This is a genomic window from Streptomyces sichuanensis (assembly GCF_020328095.1).
Lineage (GTDB): Bacteria > Actinomycetota > Actinomycetes > Streptomycetales > Streptomycetaceae > Streptomyces > Streptomyces cinnamoneus.
In genome coordinates this window covers 1-16,480 of sequence record NZ_JAIXMK010000062.1, presented here as the reverse complement: position 1 = coordinate 16,480, position 16,480 = coordinate 1, and the positions used below count along the sequence as shown (strand labels likewise).

The window sequence follows — 16,480 nt, the reverse complement described above, 5'->3', positions numbered from 1 at the left end:
CGGCTCCTGTGTCGGGGTTCTCCTGCTGTCCCCGACCGGCGGGGACCACACTCACAAGCGATCAAAAAATAGCTTAGGCTTACCTAAGCTGAGCCACCGGGGGTCCGGTGTGCGCACGAACGTCTGCCCTCTACCGGGAGTCCCCACGCCATGCGTCACCACCAGGTCGAGACTTCCCCCAGCCACCGCTGGGAGGTAACCCCCTCTGCCGAACTGCCGCTCCTCGGCGCACAGTCGGGAATCCTCTACGCCCAGGCCCTCGCCCCGGACAACCCGGTCTACAACACCGGTGACTGCGTGGAGATCACCGGCCCGCTGGACGCGGAACTCTTCGAGCGCGCCCTGCGGCACACCACGCGGGAGGCCGAGACGCTGGCCCTGCGCGCCACCGCCGGGGACCCGCCCGCCCAGCGCGTCGAGGCGGACGGGGAGCGGCCGTTGCACCGGCTCGACCTGCGCGGGGCCCCCGACCCCGCCGACGAGGCCGAGACATGGATGCGCGCCGACCTCGACCGGCCCGTGGACCTCACCGAGGGCCCGCTGGTGACGCAGGCCCTCATCCGCCTCGCCGACGACCGCCACTGGTGGTACCAGCGCGTCCACCACTTCGCCGTCGACGCCTACGCCCTGACCCTCCTCGGGCGCCGGGTCGCCGAGGTCTACACCGCCCTGGCCGCCGGCGCCGGGCCCACCCCGAACCCCTTCGGCACGCTGGCCGAGCTCGTCGACGACGAGGCCGAGTACACCGCCGGCGAACGCCACGCCGCCGACCGCGACTTCTGGCGCAACCGCCTCGCCGACCGGCCCGAGCCCGTCTCCCTCTCCGATCGCCCGGCGGCTCCCGCCGGCTCCGTCCTGCGCCACACGGCCGAACTTCCCGCCGGCTCCCTGACCCGCCTGGAGTCGGCGGCCCGCGCCGCCAAGGCCACCTGGGCCGAACTGCTCATCGCCGCCACCGCCGGCTATCTGCACCGCACGACCGGTGCCCACGACATCGTGCTCGGCCTGCCGCTGATGAACCGCCGCGGACCCGCCGCCCTGCGCACCCCGGCCATGATGGTCAACGTCATGCCGCTGCGCATCGCCGTCCGCCCTCAGGACACCGGCGCCGAACTCCTGCGCCGCGTCGTCCTCGAAGTGCGGGCCGTCCGCCGCCACCAGCGCTACCGCCAGGAGGACCTGCGCCGCGACCTCGGCCTCACCGCCGCCGGACAGCCGCTGTTCGGACCGATGGTGAACATCAAGGCGTTCGAGGGCGACCTCGACTTCGGCGGCCTGCCCGGCACGGTGCGCAACCTCGCCGCCGGCCCCGTCGACGACCTCGCCGTGGCCGTCACCCCGGGCCCCGACGGCGGCCTACGGCTCGGCCTGGACGCCCACCCCGCCCGCTACGACGCCGCCGGCCTCGCCGGCCACGAGAACGGCCTGCGCCGCTACCTCGACGGCCTCACCACCCTCCTCCTGGACGACCCGCAGCGCCCCGTCGGCACCATCGACCTGCTGACCGCGGACGAGATCCGCCGGGCCACCGCCGGACGCACCGAGCCCGCCGCCGAGGCGACCCTGCCCGAGCTCTTCGCCGAGCAGGCCGTCCGCACCCCGCACGCCGTGGCCGTGCGCAGTGGCACCACGGCCCTCACCTTCGCCGCACTCGACGCCGCGGCCAACCGCCTGGCCCACGACCTGAGGGCGTCAGGGGTCCGGGCCGGAACCGCCGTCGCGCTCGCCCTGCCCCGCAGTGCGGACACCGTCGTCGCCCTCCTCGCCGTCCTGAAGGCGGGCGGCGTCTGCCAGCCGCTCGACCTCGGCCACCCCGCGCAGCGCATCACCGCCGTCCTGGACGACACCCGGCCCGGCTGCCTCATCGCCACCACGCCCGCGGCCGACGGCCTGCCGGAGCACGGCATCCCCACCCTGCTCCTCGACGATGCGGCCACCCGCGCCCGCATCGACGCCTGGCCCGGCACGGCTCCCCCCGCCCCGACGCTCCGTCAGCCCGCCTACGTCATCCACACCTCCGGCTCCACCGGCCGCCCCAAGGGCGTCCTGGTCACCCACGCCTCCCTCACCAACCTCCACGCCGGGCACGGCAGCGACCACATCGCGCCCGCCGTCGAGCGCACCGGCCGCCACCGGCTGCGGATCGCCCACAGCGCCTCCTTCGCCTTCGACGCCTCCTGGGACCCCCTGATCTGGATGGTCCACGGCCACGAGCTGCACCTGCTGGACGACGCCGCCTACCGCGACCCCGCTCTCCTCACCGCCTACGTCGACGAACAGCGCATCGACTACCTCGACGCCACCCCCTCCTACGTCGAGGCTCTGGTGGCCGAGGGCCTCCTCGACCCGGACCGGCACCGCCCCGCCCTCGTCGTCGTCGGCGGCGAGACCGTGCCCGAGCCGCTGTGGAGACGCCTGGCCGGCACCGAGGGCGTCAGCCCCGTCAACCTCTACGGCCCGACCGAGACCACCGTCGACGCCTACTCCTGGCTGCCCGGCGCCACCCCGGGTGCCGTCACCGGCCGCCCCGTGCGCGGCTCACGCGCGTACGTCCTCGACACCTCCCTCCGTCCGACCGTCCCCGGCGTCACCGGGGAGCTCTACATCGCCGGCGCCTGCCTGGCCGCCGGCTACCTGGGCCGCCCCGACCTCACCGCCGAACGCTTCACCGCCGACCCCTTCGGCGCCCTGCACGGCGAGCCCGGCGCACGCATGTACCGCACCGGCGACCTCGTACGCCGCCGCCCCGACGGCACCCTGGAGTTCCTCGGCCGCGCCGACGACCAGGTCAAGATCCGTGGCTTCCGCATCGAACCCGGCGAGATCCAGGCCGCGCTGGCCGCACACCCGGACGTCGCCCAGGCCGCCGTCATCGCCCGCGACACCGCCACCGGCAAGCGCCTGCTCGCCTACGCCGTACCCGCCGAAGGCGCCACCCCCGACCCGGGGGCGCTGCGCGCCCACCTCGCCGGGCGACTGCCCGATCACATGGTGCCCACCGCCGTCCTCCTCCTCGACGCCCTGCCCCGCACCGCCAACGACAAGCTCGACGTCCGCGCCCTCCCCGACCCGGACCCCGCCGCCACCCCGGGCGCCGCCACCGGCCACAGCGGCCCCCGCACCCCTCACGAAGAGATCGTCTGCGGTCTCTTCGCCACCGCCCTCGGCCTGGACACCGCTCCCGCCCCCCACGCCGACCTCTTCGACCTCGGCGGCCACTCGCTGACCGCCGGCCGTATCGCCGCCCGCGTCCGCGAGACCTTCGGCGCCGCGATCAGCCTCGCCGACGTCTTCCGCAACCCCACGCCCGCCGCGCTCGCCGCACTCCTGCGCGAAGCGCCCGCGGCCTACGGCGAGGACCGGCCCGCGCTCACGCCCGTACCCCGCACGGACCGCATGCCGCTCTCCCCTGCACAGAAGCGGCTGTGGTTCATGCACCGCCTCGAAGGACCCAGCCCCACCTACAACATCCCCCTCGTCCTGAACCTCACCGGACCGCTCGACCACGACGCGCTGCAGCTCGCCCTGAACGACCTCACGCACGCCCACGAGACACTCAGGACCGTATACCCGGCCACTGACAACGAGCCCCACCAGCGGATCCTCACCGCCGGCGAGGCCACCCCGCACCTGCACACCGCGCCCCTCGCCGCGGACCGCACCGCGGCCGTCCGCCACTGCTTCGACCTCGCCACCGAACCCCCGCTGAGGGCCACGCTGTTCAGCGACGGGGGAGACGAGCACACCCTGCTCCTCCTGCTGCACCACATCGCCGGCGACGGCGCGTCCACCACCCCGCTCGCCCGCGACCTCGCCGCCGCCTACACCGCCCGAGCCGCCGGCCGCACCCCCGAACTCCCGCACAGGCCCGTCCAGTACGCCGACCACACCGCCTGGCAGCAGCGCCTCCTGGGGACCGCCGAGGAGCCCACCCCGCTCGCCGAACGCCAGCTCGCCCACTGGAAGCAGGCCCTGGCCGGCCTGCCCGACCAGCTCGAACTGCCCACCGACCGGCCGCGCCCGGCCGTCGCGTCCCACGAGGGCGACACCGTCCCCTTCCACCTCGACGCCGCCGCGCACGCCGCCCTCGAACAGCTCGCCCGCACCACCGGCACCAGCGTCTTCATGGCCGTCCAGGCCGCCTTCGCCACGCTGCTCACCCGCTACGGCTGCGGCACCGACATCCCGATCGGCACCCCCGTCGCCGGACGCGACGACGACACCACCGCCGACCTCGTCGGCTTCTTCGTCAACACCCTCGTCCTGCGCACCGACACCTCCGGCGACCCCGCCTTCCGCACCCTCCTCGACCGCGTCCGCGCCACGACGATCGCGGCGTACGAACACGCCGACCTGCCCTTCGACCGGCTCGTCGAGGAGCTCAACCCGCCCCGCTCACTCGCCCGGCACCCGCTCTTCCAGGTGATGCTCGCCTGGCAGTCGATGCCCGACGCCGCCTTCGCCATGGGCCCGGACCTGACCGCCCGCATGACGGCCGTACCCTCCGGCACCGCCAAGTTCGACCTCACCCTCAACGCCGGGGAACAGCCCGGCGGCGGCATCGCCGGCTTCCTCGAATTCCGCACGGACCTCTTCGACGCCGCCACGGCGAAACGTCTCTCCACCCACCTGACCCGCCTGCTCACCGCGGCCGCCGCCGACCCGCACACCCCCGTCGGCCGGCTCCCCCTCCTCGACGACGACGAGCTGCACCGCTCCCTCGTCGAGTGGAACACCGGGACGACCACCCCCGCACCCGCACCGCACACCCTCGTCGGCCTGTACGAGGACGCCGCCCGCCGCCACCCCGACCGCACGGCCGTCACCTGCGAGGGAGCCTCCCTCACCTACGCCGCGCTGTCCGCCCGCGCCAACCGCCTGGCCCGGCTGCTCGCCGGGCGCGGCATCGGCCCCGGCGCCATCGTCGCGCTCGCCCTGCCCCGCTCCCTCGAACTGGTCGTGGGCCTGCTGGCCGTCGCCACGTGCGGCGCCGCCTACCTGCCGATGGACCCGGACTACCCGGCCGACCGGCTCGCCTACATGCTCGCCGACGCCACCCCGGCCGCCGTCGTCACCGCCACCGCCACCGCCGCCCGCATCCCCGCGCACGACCTGCCGGTCGTCCTCGTCGACGGCACCGACGCCGACGCCCACCCGCCCACCGGCCTCACCGACGGCGACCGCACCCGGGCCCAGCGCCCCGGCGACGTCGCGTACGTCATCTACACCTCCGGTTCCACCGGCCGCCCCAAGGGCGTCCCCGTCACCCACCACAACGTCGCCCGTCTCTTCTCCGCCACCGACCACTGGTTCGGCTTCGACGAGAACGACGTGTGGACGCTCTTCCACTCCTACGCCTTCGACTTCTCCGTCTGGGAGCTGTGGGGCGCCCTGCTGCACGGCGGCCGGCTCGTGGTCGTGCCGCACCTCGTCAGCCGCGACCCGGCGGCCTTCCTCCGGCTGCTCGCCGACGAGCGCGTGACCGTCCTCAACCAGACGCCGTCCGCCTTCTACCAGCTCAGCGCCGCCGACCGGGAGAACCCCGGCACCGAACTGTCCCTGCGCTACGTCGTCTTCGGCGGCGAGGCCCTGGAGCCAGGCCGTCTCGACGACTGGTACGAGCGGACCGCCGTAGGTGAAAAGGGGGCCGACGCCCCCACGCTCGTCAACATGTACGGCATCACCGAGACCACCGTCCACGTCTCGTACATCGCCCTCGACCGCACGAGCGCCGCCGCCGGCACCTCCAGCACCATCGGCGTCAACATCCCCGACCTGCGCGTCTACGTCCTCGACGAGCACCTCCAGCCCGTACCGCCCGGCGTCACCGGCGAGATGTACGTCGCGGGCGAGGGCCTGGCCCGCGGCTACCTCGGCCGGCACGCCCTGACCGCCGAGCGGTTCGTCGCCGACCCCTTCGCGCACCTCTTCGGCGAGCGCGGCAGCCGCATGTACCGCTCCGGCGACCTCGCCCGCCGCCGCCCGGACGGCACGCTCGCATACGTCGGGCGCGCCGACCACCAGGTGAAGATCCGCGGCTTCCGCATCGAACCCGGCGAGATCGAGGCCGTCCTCGCCGGCCACCCCGACGTCGCCGACGCGGCCGTCGTCGTCCGCGAGGACACCCCCGGCGACAAGCGCCTCGTCGCCTACGCCGTCCCGGCGCACGAGACCACCCCGGCCCTGCTGCGCGAGCACACCGGCACCGAACTGCCCGCCCACATGGTCCCGTCGGCCGTCGTCCTCCTGGACCGGCTGCCGCTGACCGCCAACGGCAAGCTCGACCGCAAGGCCCTGCCCGCCCCCGACCTCGCCGCCGCCGTCACCGGCGGACGCGCCCCGCGCGGCCCCCGCGAGGAACAGCTCTGCGCGATCTTCGCCGACGTCCTGGGACTGCCCCGGGTCGGCGTCGACGACAACTTCTTCGACCTCGGCGGCCACTCCCTGCTCGCCGTGCGCCTCGCCGGGCGCGTCAAGGAGGCGCTGGGCGCCGACGTCGGCATCGGCACCGTCTTCCAGGCGCCGACCGTGGCCGCCCTCCACGACGCCCTCGACGCGACGGAGCACACCGACGCCCTGGACGTCCTGCTGCCGCTGCGCCCGGCCAAGGACGGGGACAGGGCCCCGCTGTACTGCGTCCACCCCGCCGGCGGCCTCAGCTGGTGCTACGCCGGGCTCATCCGCCACCTGCCCGCCGACGTGCCGATCTACGGCCTCCAGGCCCAGGGCGTCGGCCCGGCGACCGCCGCCGAGCCCCTGCCGCGCACCCTGGAGGAACTGGCCGCGCACTACGTGGGCCGGCTGCGCGAGGTCCAGCCGGACGGCCCGTACTGCCTGATGGGCTGGTCCACCGGCGGCATCATCGCCCAGGCCATGGCCACCCGCCTGCAGGACCTCGGTGCCGAGGTCGGACTGCTCGCCATCCTCGACGCCTACCCGGCCGAGGGCTTCCGCGAGCTGCCCGTACCCGACCAGGCCGAGGCTCTTGAAGCCCTGCTCGCCATGGGCGGCCACGGACCGGAGAGCCTGGAGGGCAAGCCCTTCGAGCTCGCTCACGTCACCGAGGTGCTGCGCCGCGAGGGCTCCCCGCTGGCCAGCCTCGACGACGCCACCATCGAGGCCCTCAACCGCACGTACCTCAACACCAACTTCCTCGTGCGCGAGTTCGACCACCGCGTCCACAAGGGCGACGTGCTCTTCTTCCGCGCCACCGTCGACACCATCGACGACACTCTCACCCCCGACACCTGGACCCCCTACGTGACCGGGCGCATCGACAACACCGACGTCGCCTGCTCGCACAAGGACATGACCCTGCCCGAACCGATCGCGCACATCGCGAGCGTGATCGCCGACCGTCTGCAGAACCTGGAGAACTGACCCATGAGCGACGCACCCGCCAACCCCTTCGACGGCGACGGGGACTTCCTCGTCCTCGTCAACTCCGAGGGGCAGCACAGCCTCTGGCCGGGCTTCGCCGCCGTTCCCGAGGGCTGGAGCACCGTGCACGGCCCGTGCGCCCGTCAGGACGCCCTCGACCGGATCAGCGAGCAGTGGACCGACCTCACCCCGGCCTCCGCCCGGTGAGAGGCATTCCCACGCGCGTCGCCGTCGTGATCGTCTACACGGCGGCGATGTGCATGAACGGGCTCGACTCCACCGTCGTGAACCCGGCGCTGCTCACCATCGCCCGGGACTTCGGCGAACCGGTGTCGGCCGCCAACACCGTCGAGGTCGCTTTCCTCGTCGCGCTCGCCGTCGCCCTGCCCGTCGCGGGCTGGCTCGGCGACCGCTTCGGCACGAAAAAGGTCTTCCTCGGCGCACTGGCCGTCTTCACCGCCGCCTCCGCCGCCTGCGGGCTCGCCCAGGACCTGCCGGCGCTGGTCCTCGCACGCGTCGTGCAGGGCATCGCGGGGGGACTGCTCACGCCCGTCGGCATGGCCCTGCTGTTCCGCACGTTCGCCCCGCACGAGCGGGTGAAGCTGTCCAAGGTGCTCATCGTGCCGACGGCGCTGATGCCCGCCCTGGGGCCACCGCTCGGCGGCTTCCTGACCGAGCACCTCTCCTGGCACTGGCTGTTCTTCGTCAACGTGCCGATCGGCACGGCGGCCGTCCTGCTCGGCCTCTTCGGCGTCCGCGAACAGGTCGAGGGCACCGACGGCCCCTTCGACGCCCCGGGCTTCGTGCTCGCCACCCCGGCGCTCGGGCTGCTCACCTACGCGCTGGGCTTCGGCCCCGCGCACGGCTGGACGTCACCGGCCGTCGCGGTGAGCGGCCTGCTCGGCCTCGCCCTGCTCGGCGCGGCCGTGCTCCATCTGCTGCGGGCGGGATCGCCGTTGCTGCGGCTGGAACTGCTCCGCGACCGGCCCTTCGCCTCGGCGACCGTCCTCGCCCTGCTCACCGCCGCCGGCCTGATGGGCGTCCTCTTCGCGTTCCCCCTGCTCTTCCAGGCGGTCCTTGGGGCCTCCGCCCTGGACGCGGGCCTCAGCGTCTTCCCGGAGGCGGTCGGACTGATGCTCGCCTCACAGGTCGTCGACCGGCTCCTGCCGAAGCTGGGCCCGCGCCTGCTCGCCGCGCCCGCCCTGGCCTTGGCCACGGCGGTCTTCGCGACGCTCGCCGTGCCCGGGGTGGCCGAGAACGCCTGGGCCGTACGGGCGCTGATGTTCTGCATCGGCCTCGTGCTCGGCACCGCCGTGCTCACCGTCCAGATCGCCGGCTTCGCGGACGTGCCGCCGCCCGCCATGGGCCAGGCCATGGGCCTGTTCACCATCGTGCGCACCCTGGGCGGCGCGCTCGGCATCGCCGCGGTCGCCGCGGTCATCGCGGCGGCGGGGGAGTCCGGCCCGCACGGCTCCGCCGCCCCGGGCCCGTACCGGGCGGCCATCCTCACCACGGCCGGCCTCGTGGCCCTCGGCACGCTCTGGGCGCTCCGGCTGCCGCGGGAGGCCCCCGCCCCGCCGCCCCTCGACGAGGAGCCGGAGGCCCCGGAGACTCCTGAGGCCCCGGGGGCCCGGGAGGGGTCAGCCGCGGCCTGAGCCGGCGCCCGAGAGCAGTCCGACGAGTCCGACGGCGAGCCCGCCGCGCCAGCAGGCGTAGTCGTGGCCGCCGTTGAACTCGTCGTAGGCCACCTCGTACCCGCGTGCTTCGAGCACGTTGCGCAGGTGCCTGTTCTGCGGGAGCAGCATCCACTCCTGCAGGCCCACCTCCAGATGGAAGCGGACCGGCAGCTTCTCGTGCGTCGCGTACTGCCGGGTCAGCCACTCGCTGCCGCCGTCGAACTCCGTCCCGTCCGGCCACCAGAAGGAGCCCGACTGGGACAGCGCGTTCCCGAACCGCTCCGGCCTGCGGAAGGCGGCGAAGGCCGCCGTCAGGCCGCCCGCGCTCTGTCCGGCCACGACCGTGCGCGCCGGGTCGTCCGTCGCTCCGTACTCCTGTGCGGCCCACGGCAGCAGAACGTCGGCCAGCCAGTCGACGAACTCCTCGCTGCAGCTGAGGTCGGCCATGCGGCGGTCGCGGCCCATGGTCTCGACGAACAGGGTCACGGTCGGCGGTATGCGGCCGTCGGCGTGGAGATTGTCGAGCGTGGCGCCGAAGTCCAGCACCGGGCCCCACATCTCGCCGTCCAGCAGCACGGCGACGGCGTACGGGCCGGTGCCGGAGCCGGCGTCGGCGCGGTGGCCGGCGGGCAGGTGGACGGCCACGCGCCGGCCGTCGACCTCCGCCGCGAGGCGTGCACCGCGCGGCACGGAGTGCCGTGGCGCGGCGAAGTCCTGGGCCGGTGCGTCGGGCAGCTCCATGACGGAGGAGGGGTTGCGCCCGTCGCGGGAGGGCAGCAACGGGCCCGCGGCGAGCGGATCGGGCAGGGCGCTGTCCAGGACGCGCAGCCAGCTGCGGCGGTCCGTGCGGAGGGCGTCTTCGCGGGAGCCGTGGTGCACCGAGAACTGATACGACGCGCGGTGGTCGGCGCGCAGCCGGTGGCTGATCGCCCACACGTCGGTGCCGGGCACCTTGTGCATGAGGTGGGGGGTGAGGTCGTGGGCGTGCCGGTCCTTGTCGGTGACGGTGTGGAGGAGGGCCAGTACGGCCTCCGCCGGGGTGGCGGGGTCGTCGCGCCAGAGGAAGGTGACGAGGCGGTACGCCGGGTCGGCGTCGGGCTCGACGAGGGGGGTGCCGACGCGCTGGGCGCGCGCCCAGAAGTCGTCGACGGCGCCGGCTCCTTCGGTGGCGACGGCCTCGGCGAGCATGCGAAGCGTCGGGCTGTGCAGCTCCATGGCTTCCTTTCGGTGGCAGGTGTCCGGGGGACGGGGGAGAAGGCCCCGGTCCCACCCTTTCGCCGTTTCCTGGGGCTGCGCCCCAGACCCCGGACCGCGCTGCGCGCGGTGTCCTCAAGCGCCGGACGGGCTGGGTTTTTCCGGGGCGGAGCCCCGGTTCGGGAAGGGGCGGGGTGGGGAAGAACCCGCCGGAGGCGTCACACCCGCGCCGCCGCCGACCGCCCCAGCAGGACCCGCAGCAGGAACGGTCCGCCCAGCACGGTCGTCACGATCCCCACCGGCACCTCGACCCCGTCGAAGACGATCCGCCCCACCGTGTCGGCAAGGACGATCAGAACGGCCCCCGTCAGCATCGACCCCACCACCGGCACCCGCAGAGGTCCCGCCAGCCGGCCCGCGATGACCGGCGAGGCCAGCGCCACGAAGCCCACCGGCCCGCAGATGCCCACCGCCAGTCCGGCGAGCCCCACCGCGAGCAGCAGGCACACCAGCCGCACCCGCCCGGGTGCGACGCCCAGCGACGACGCCGTGGAGTCGTCGAACCGCAGCACGTTGAGCTGCCGGGCGACGACGAGGGCGAGTGGCACGAGGACCGCCAGGCCGAGGAGGACGGGGACGGCCACGGAGTAGCCGCGCCCGTTGAGGCTGCCGGAGGTCCACACGTACAGGGAGCTGGCCGAGTTGAGGGAGCGGCGGGAGAGCACGACCTGGGTGACGGCCGAGGCGAGCGCCGACATGGCGAGCCCGACGACGAGCACCCGGTAGCCCCGCTGCCCGAGGCCGCCGGAGACGGTGGTGACGACGAGTACGGCCGCGAGCGCGCCGACCGGGCCCGCCCACCAGGCGCCGAAGGTGCCGGTGAGCGTCGTCGAGATGAGCACGGCAGCCGTCGCGCCGTCGTTGACGCCCAGCAGTTCGGGCGTGGCCAGGCGGTTGCGGGCGAGGGTCTGGGTCAGGCAGCCGGCGAGGCCGAGGGCGGCGCCGGCGGTGAGGCCGGCGACGATCCGGCCGAGCCGGAACTTCTGCACGAGCAGGACGTCGAAGCGGTCGCCGGAGCCGAGGACGGCATGGAAGGTGCGGTTCAGGCTCATCTCGCTCTGCCCGGCGTACGCGGAGAGCACGACGGCGGCCACGAGCAGCGCGGCCAGCGCGAGCGCGGCGAGCGTGGCCCGGCGCGGCAGCAGCACCGACAGGGTGCGGTGCCGCAGGACCAGGCTCTCGCCACGCTCCGGGCGCCCGGCCGGCCCGGCCGCGACGGCCGGCCTTCCGTCGGCCGGCCCGGTCCCGCCCGTCCGCCCGTTCGCGCCGGCCCGCCCCCGCCACGCCGCCGGCAGCCGGGCACCGAACCCGCGGCCCGCCCCGGTGTTCTCCTCCGTGGCCGGGTCCGTCATGCCCATCGCCCCCAGTCGCCTGGAGCGGACGATGCCGATGAGGACGGGGGCGCCGATCAGGGCGATGATGACGGAGACCGGCGCCTCGAAGGGCCGGGAGACGACGCGGGCCAGCACGTCGGCGCCGGTGAGGACGCCCGCGCCGATGAGTCCGGCGAGGGCGATCTGTGCGGTGAGCCGGGGGCCGGCGACGGCCCGGGCCAGGAAGCCCGCGAGCAGGCCCAGGAAGGAGACGGGGCCGACCAGGGCGACGGAGGAGGCGGTGAGCAGGGTGACGGCCACCGCGACGACGGTGCGGATGGTGGCGGGGCGGTGGCCGAGGCCCCGGGCGAGGTCGTCGCCGAGCGCCAGCGCGGAGAGCGGGCGGGCCACGAGCAGGGCCACGACGAAGCCGGTGGCGAGCACGGGCAGCAGGCCGGTGAGCTTGTCGTAGCCCTCGACGCCGGCGAGCGAGCCCAGGACCCAGGAGCGGAAGCGGTCGTAGGTCTCGGCCGAGTTGACGACGATGACGCTGGTGATGCCGCCGAAGGTGGCGCCCAGCGCGGAGCCGGCCAGGACCAGCCGCATCGGCGAACCCCCGCCCCGGCGACCGGCGATGAGCAGGACGAGCGCGCTGGCGACCACGGCGCCGCCGAAGGCCCCCAGCAGGTGGCCGAAGCCGCTGCTCACTCCGAGGAAGGCGATGCCGGTGACGACGCCGAGCGAGGCGCCGGCGTTGACGCCGAGCAGGCCCGTTTCGGCGAGGGGGTTGCGGGTGACGGCCTGCAGCAGGCTGCCGGAGGTGCCGAGGGCGGCGCCGACCAGCAGCGCGGTGAGGGTGCGCGGGATGCGCAGGTCCCCGACGACCAGGGACAGACGGGAGTCGTCGCGTGCTCCGTTGCGGCCGAGGAGGTAGTCCAGGACGTCGCCGGGACCGACTTCGCCCGCGCCGACGGACAGGGAGAGGGCGGCGAGCACGAGGACGGCGGCCAGCAGGGAGGCCGAGGCCGTGAGCAGCGCCCGGCGTCCCTGCGAGGGTCTCGGAACGGCCTGGTCGTCGACGGTTTCCGCCGCGGTGTCCACGTGCGACAAAGTCATAAGGTAAGGCTAGCCTAACGAAGCATGACGGCCTGAAGGTCGCCGGGCTCTTCAGGGCATCGGCGTGCGAATGCGGACATACGCAAATAAAGTGAGCGTGGTTCAGGAGTCGTCCGCCGAGGAGAGACGCATGCCCGCCCGAACGCTCAAGGACAAGGTCGTGGTCATCGGTGGCGCGTCGAGGAATCTCGGCGGTCTCATCGCGCGCGAGGTCGCGGCGGACGGCGCCAAGGTCGTCGTCCACTACAACAGCCCCTCCTCGAAGGAGGGCGCCGAGCAGACCGCCGACGCCGTCCGGGCCGCGGGCGGCGAAGCGGTGATCCACGAAGCGGACCTGACGAAGGTCGCCGAGGTCGAGGGGCTCTTCGAGGTCGCCGAGGGCGCCTTCGACAAGGTCGACTGCGTGGTGAACACGGCCGGCATGGTGATCAAGAAGCCCATGACCGAGGTCACCGAGGAGGAGTACGACCGCATGTTCGCCGTCAACTCCAAGGCGGCGTACTTCATGATGCAGCAGGCGGCCCGGCGCGTGCAGGACGGCGGCAAGATCATCACCATCGTGACCTCGCTGCTCGCCGCCTACACCGGCCTGTATTCCGTCTACGCGGGCAGCAAGGCCCCCGTCGAGCACTTCACCCGCGCCCTGTCCAAGGAGCTGTTCGGCCGCAACATCTCGGTCAACAACATCGCACCGGGGCCCATGGACACCGGCTTCTTCTATCCGGCGGAGACCGACGACTCCATCGCTTACCACAAGTCCTCGGCGATGAACGGCGAGCTCACCAAGATCGAGGACATCGTGCCGTACGTGAAGTTCCTGCTCACCGACGGATGGTGGCTCAACGGACAGACACTCTTCGTCAACGGCGGCTACACCACCCGCTGACGGCCGCTACACCACCTGCTGAACGGGCCCGGCGCCGGCGGGCCCCGCGCTCCCGGTGGCGAAGAGCCGCACCACGGGCGGGATGACACAGTACGGATCCCCGGGCCGGGGGCCCTCCAGCACCTCCACGAGATGCCCGTCGATGAGGTCGCCGACGATCCGGTGCGCCCGGGCCACGCTGCAGCCGAGCGTCACGGCGGCGCTGCGCGGGCTGAAGCCCGGCGCCCGTTCCGCCGCGAGCCGCCGCAGCGCCGAGCGCGTCCGGTCGTCCAGCACGCCGAACGCCGCCGCCATGGCCGCGCCCACCGTCAGATCGCCCGAACGGAGCTCCCGCAGCCGGGTGCGCGGATCGTGCAGCACCTCGTGGACGAGTGTGCGCATCGTCCAGTGCGGACGGGCCAGCAGCCGGCAGCCGACGATCCGCAGGGCCAGCGGCAGATGGCCGCACCACCGGGCGACCCGGGCCGCGTCGGCCCGCTCCGCGCGGATCCGTTCCTCCCCGAGCATCCTGGCCAGGAAGGCCAGTGACTCCTCCGGGCTGAAGACGGGGACCTCGATGCACTCGGCGCCCGCCAGCGCGGAGAGCCGGCGGCGGCAGGTCGCGATCACCGCGGACTCGCCGACCGCCGGACGCGCACAGCGGATCTGCCCCTCCGAGACGGCGTCGTCGAGGACGATGAGCACCCGTTTGCGCGCCAGCAGGGTGCGCAGCCGGGCGCTGGCCTCCTCCAGGGAACCGGTGCCGGCGTCCGGCGCCGCCCCGAGCGACTGCAGGAGCCTGCGGACGACGTCGTCGGGCCGGTGCACCGGGCGGCCGGCCGGTGCCAGTTCGACGAAGAACTGACCGTCCGGGAAGCGCGAGCGCGACAGGTGCGCGGCGTGCACGGCCAGGGCCGTCTTGCCCGCGCCGGGGTGACCCCCGATCAGGGTCAGGCCGTGTCCGGACGGCGCCGTTCCCGCGGCGCGCCGGCCGACCGCGGCCAGCGCTGCGGCCAGCCGCCGCACGGCCTGCTCGCGCGCGGTGAAGTCGGGGACGTCCGGGGGCAGCTCGCAGGCGGGCGCGGCATCGCCCGGCCCCACGGGCTCCGGCGTGAGCCCCGCGGTCCTGGCCGCTTCCACGAGCCCCCGGGCGGCGGCGCCCCCGCCCCCCGCGAGCGCCCCCGCCAGCAGCTCCACGGACCTGCGCTGCGGCCGCCCCGTCCGCCCGCGCTCCATGTCGCTGATGGCGCGCACACTCAGCCCCGACGCCTCGGCCAGCTCCGCCTGGGTCAGCCCGGCCGCGAGCCGGCTGCGGCGCAGCAGCAGTCCGAACGGCAGCACCGGGTCGCCGTCAACCACCCTGCTTCCCCCCTGGGTAGACGGTTTCCCCCAGGTTAGGACCGCTGTTCCTGCCGTCAAGATGCCTTTGGTGCACCCTTGTTGTGCTTCTGCCGTACTTCACGGCGATTGCTGGCCATCGGTGCAGTCCGCCCCGAAACGCGAGCGGCAGCCGGCCGGTGGTTTTCCGGCGGTTCCGTCCGGCCCACCGGAAGCCGCCCGGCGGTCTGCCCGAGAGTGGTACGGAACGCGTTGCGCCGCGCCGTCCGCCGGGCCCAGGATGCCGCCCAGCCGGCCCGGGACCCGCGGTGCCGTCGTCCGCACCGCGCACCGGAAGGGTGGCAGATGGCCGTCAGCGCGCAGCGATCGCCCGGAGCCGACGTCCGCCTGCCCCGCCCCTGCGTCGACCCCGGTCCGCGGTACGCCAAGGGCCACTGCTGCGGGGACGGCTTCCTGCTCCTGCTCGACCCCGACGACCGTATCCACCTCTCCGAGGACGCCGTGCGCGCCCTGTGCGACCCGCACACCGGGCTGGGCGGGGACGCCCTGCTGCGCGTGGTGCGCACCCCGCGCGGCCGTCTGCCCGGCCGGCCGCGCGGCGACTGGTTCGCCGACTTCCGCAACCCCGACGGCTCCCACGCCCTCCGGTGCGGCCCCGGCCTCGGGTTCGTCGCGCGCTACCTCACCGGGGCGGGCCTGGCCCGGCCGGGGGCGGTGTGGCTCGGCACCCGTGGCGGCGACGCCTGCGTCACGGTCGCCGACGACGGCCGGACGACCGTGGAACTGCCGGCCCCGCGCGTCCTCGGCCCGGCCGGGGCAACCCTGGACGGGCACGCCTTCGCCGGGACGGCCGTGTCGCTGGGCACCCTCCACCTGGTCTGCCCCGTTGAACTGCCCGTCCGCGCCCTCGACCTGACGTGTGATCCGCAGCTGGACGCGGCCGCGTTCCCCGCCGGCCCCGGGGACATGGTCCCGGACGTGGCCCTCTCGTTCGTCAACGTCCTGCCCAGCGGCAGGCTGCGCGTGCGCGTCCACCGGCCGCGGGTGGGTGAGCCGCCCTCGTGCGGCACCGCCGTGTGCGCGGCCGCCGCCGTCGTCCAGCACGCGGCCGGGCGCCGCCGGGGCACCGCGGTCGTGGAGAGCGGCTCCGGCCCGCTGTCGGTCACGATCGGCCCGAACGGGCCGGCGCTCCTCACCGGGCCGGCGGGCGTGACGGCCGAAGGGGTCCTGGACGCCCGGTGGCTGACTGCGCTGTGAGGCACGGTGAGCGCAGCCGCACGGGGACGTCCCCGGTGCCGGTGGTGCGCCCGGTGTGGCGTGAATGCCGTGTGGACAGCGGCCGGCACGGTGTCCAAGGTCGTAGCGGACCCACCCCACCGACCGAGGGGAAGCCATGCGCCCGCGTCCCAGATCGTGGATCGTCCCCGTGCTCGCCCTGCTCGTGGCCCTGGCCCTGGCCGTCGCGCTGCCGGCCGTTCCGCGCCCGTCCGGCGGATCCGCGGCGCCCGCGGCGGCGGCCGGCCGCGCGGCAGGCGGCG

General features: G+C 74.6%; 8 protein-coding genes. 5 read left to right on the top strand and 3 right to left on the bottom strand.

Annotated features, from left to right (window positions below):
* The first annotated feature begins 150 nt into the window (after positions 1–150).
* The 3 genes from LE181_RS18845 to LE181_RS18835 are packed head-to-tail and all read left to right on the top strand — an operon-like array spanning position 151 to position 9,035.
* Positions 151–7,380: a non-ribosomal peptide synthetase gene (locus LE181_RS18845; RefSeq protein ID WP_225662479.1), complete on the top strand. Its 7,230-nt coding sequence runs from the start codon at positions 151–153 to the stop codon at positions 7,378–7,380.
* Between the two features lie 3 nt (positions 7,381–7,383).
* Positions 7,384–7,587, top strand: coding sequence for an MbtH family protein (locus LE181_RS18840; protein ID WP_225662478.1), 204 nt, complete (start codon positions 7,384–7,386; stop codon positions 7,585–7,587).
* A complete protein-coding gene (locus LE181_RS18835; RefSeq protein WP_225662477.1) occupies positions 7,584–9,035 on the top strand; it encodes a DHA2 family efflux MFS transporter permease subunit in 1,452 nt (483 codons plus the stop codon). Before LE181_RS18840 ends, LE181_RS18835 begins: the two co-directional genes overlap by 4 nt.
* Here the strand turns inward: LE181_RS18835 and fes are convergent.
* On the bottom strand, positions 9,021–10,271 hold the full coding sequence (gene fes, locus LE181_RS18830; protein WP_372458410.1) for an enterochelin esterase: 1,251 nt from the start codon (positions 10,269–10,271) through the stop codon (positions 9,021–9,023). The two genes, LE181_RS18835 and fes, sit on opposite strands and share 15 nt — an antisense overlap.
* A gap of 197 nt (positions 10,272–10,468) precedes the next feature.
* Positions 10,469–12,739 (bottom strand): Fe(3+)-hydroxamate ABC transporter permease FhuB, encoded by a 2,271-nt coding sequence (gene fhuB, locus LE181_RS18825; protein WP_225662476.1) that lies wholly within the window; start codon positions 12,737–12,739, stop codon positions 10,469–10,471.
* Between the two features lie 130 nt (positions 12,740–12,869).
* Between fhuB and LE181_RS18820 the strand changes: the two genes are divergently transcribed.
* The gene (locus LE181_RS18820) at positions 12,870–13,625 is read left to right on the top strand and encodes an SDR family oxidoreductase (protein ID WP_225662475.1); all 756 of its coding nucleotides are present in this window, start codon (positions 12,870–12,872) and stop codon (positions 13,623–13,625) included.
* Positions 13,626–13,631: 6 nt separating this feature from the next.
* Here LE181_RS18820 and LE181_RS18815 read toward each other — a convergent pair whose 3' ends face one another.
* Positions 13,632–14,963, bottom strand: coding sequence for a helix-turn-helix domain-containing protein (locus LE181_RS18815; RefSeq protein ID WP_225662474.1), 1,332 nt, complete (start codon positions 14,961–14,963; stop codon positions 13,632–13,634).
* A gap of 324 nt (positions 14,964–15,287) precedes the next feature.
* Here LE181_RS18815 and LE181_RS18810 point away from each other — a divergent pair, with 324 nt between their 5' ends.
* Positions 15,288–16,199: a diaminopimelate epimerase gene (locus LE181_RS18810; RefSeq protein ID WP_225662473.1), complete on the top strand. Its 912-nt coding sequence runs from the start codon at positions 15,288–15,290 to the stop codon at positions 16,197–16,199.
* The last annotated feature ends 281 nt before the right edge of the window (positions 16,200–16,480 follow it).

Excerpts from the sequence above, each read along its gene's own strand:
- fhuB (WP_225662476.1), bottom strand. The coding sequence starts at position 12,739 with ATGACTTTGTCGCACGTGGACACCGCGGCGGAAACCGTCGACGACCAG.
- LE181_RS18820 (WP_225662475.1), top strand. The coding sequence starts at position 12,870 with ATGCCCGCCCGAACGCTCAAGGACAAGGTCGTGGTCATCGGTGGCGCG.
- LE181_RS18845 (WP_225662479.1), top strand. The coding sequence starts at position 151 with ATGCGTCACCACCAGGTCGAGACTTCCCCCAGCCACCGCTGGGAGGTA.
- fes (WP_372458410.1), bottom strand. The coding sequence starts at position 10,271 with ATGGAGCTGCACAGCCCGACGCTTCGCATGCTCGCCGAGGCCGTCGCC.
- LE181_RS18810 (WP_225662473.1), top strand. The coding sequence starts at position 15,288 with ATGGCCGTCAGCGCGCAGCGATCGCCCGGAGCCGACGTCCGCCTGCCC.
- LE181_RS18840 (WP_225662478.1), top strand. The coding sequence starts at position 7,384 with ATGAGCGACGCACCCGCCAACCCCTTCGACGGCGACGGGGACTTCCTC.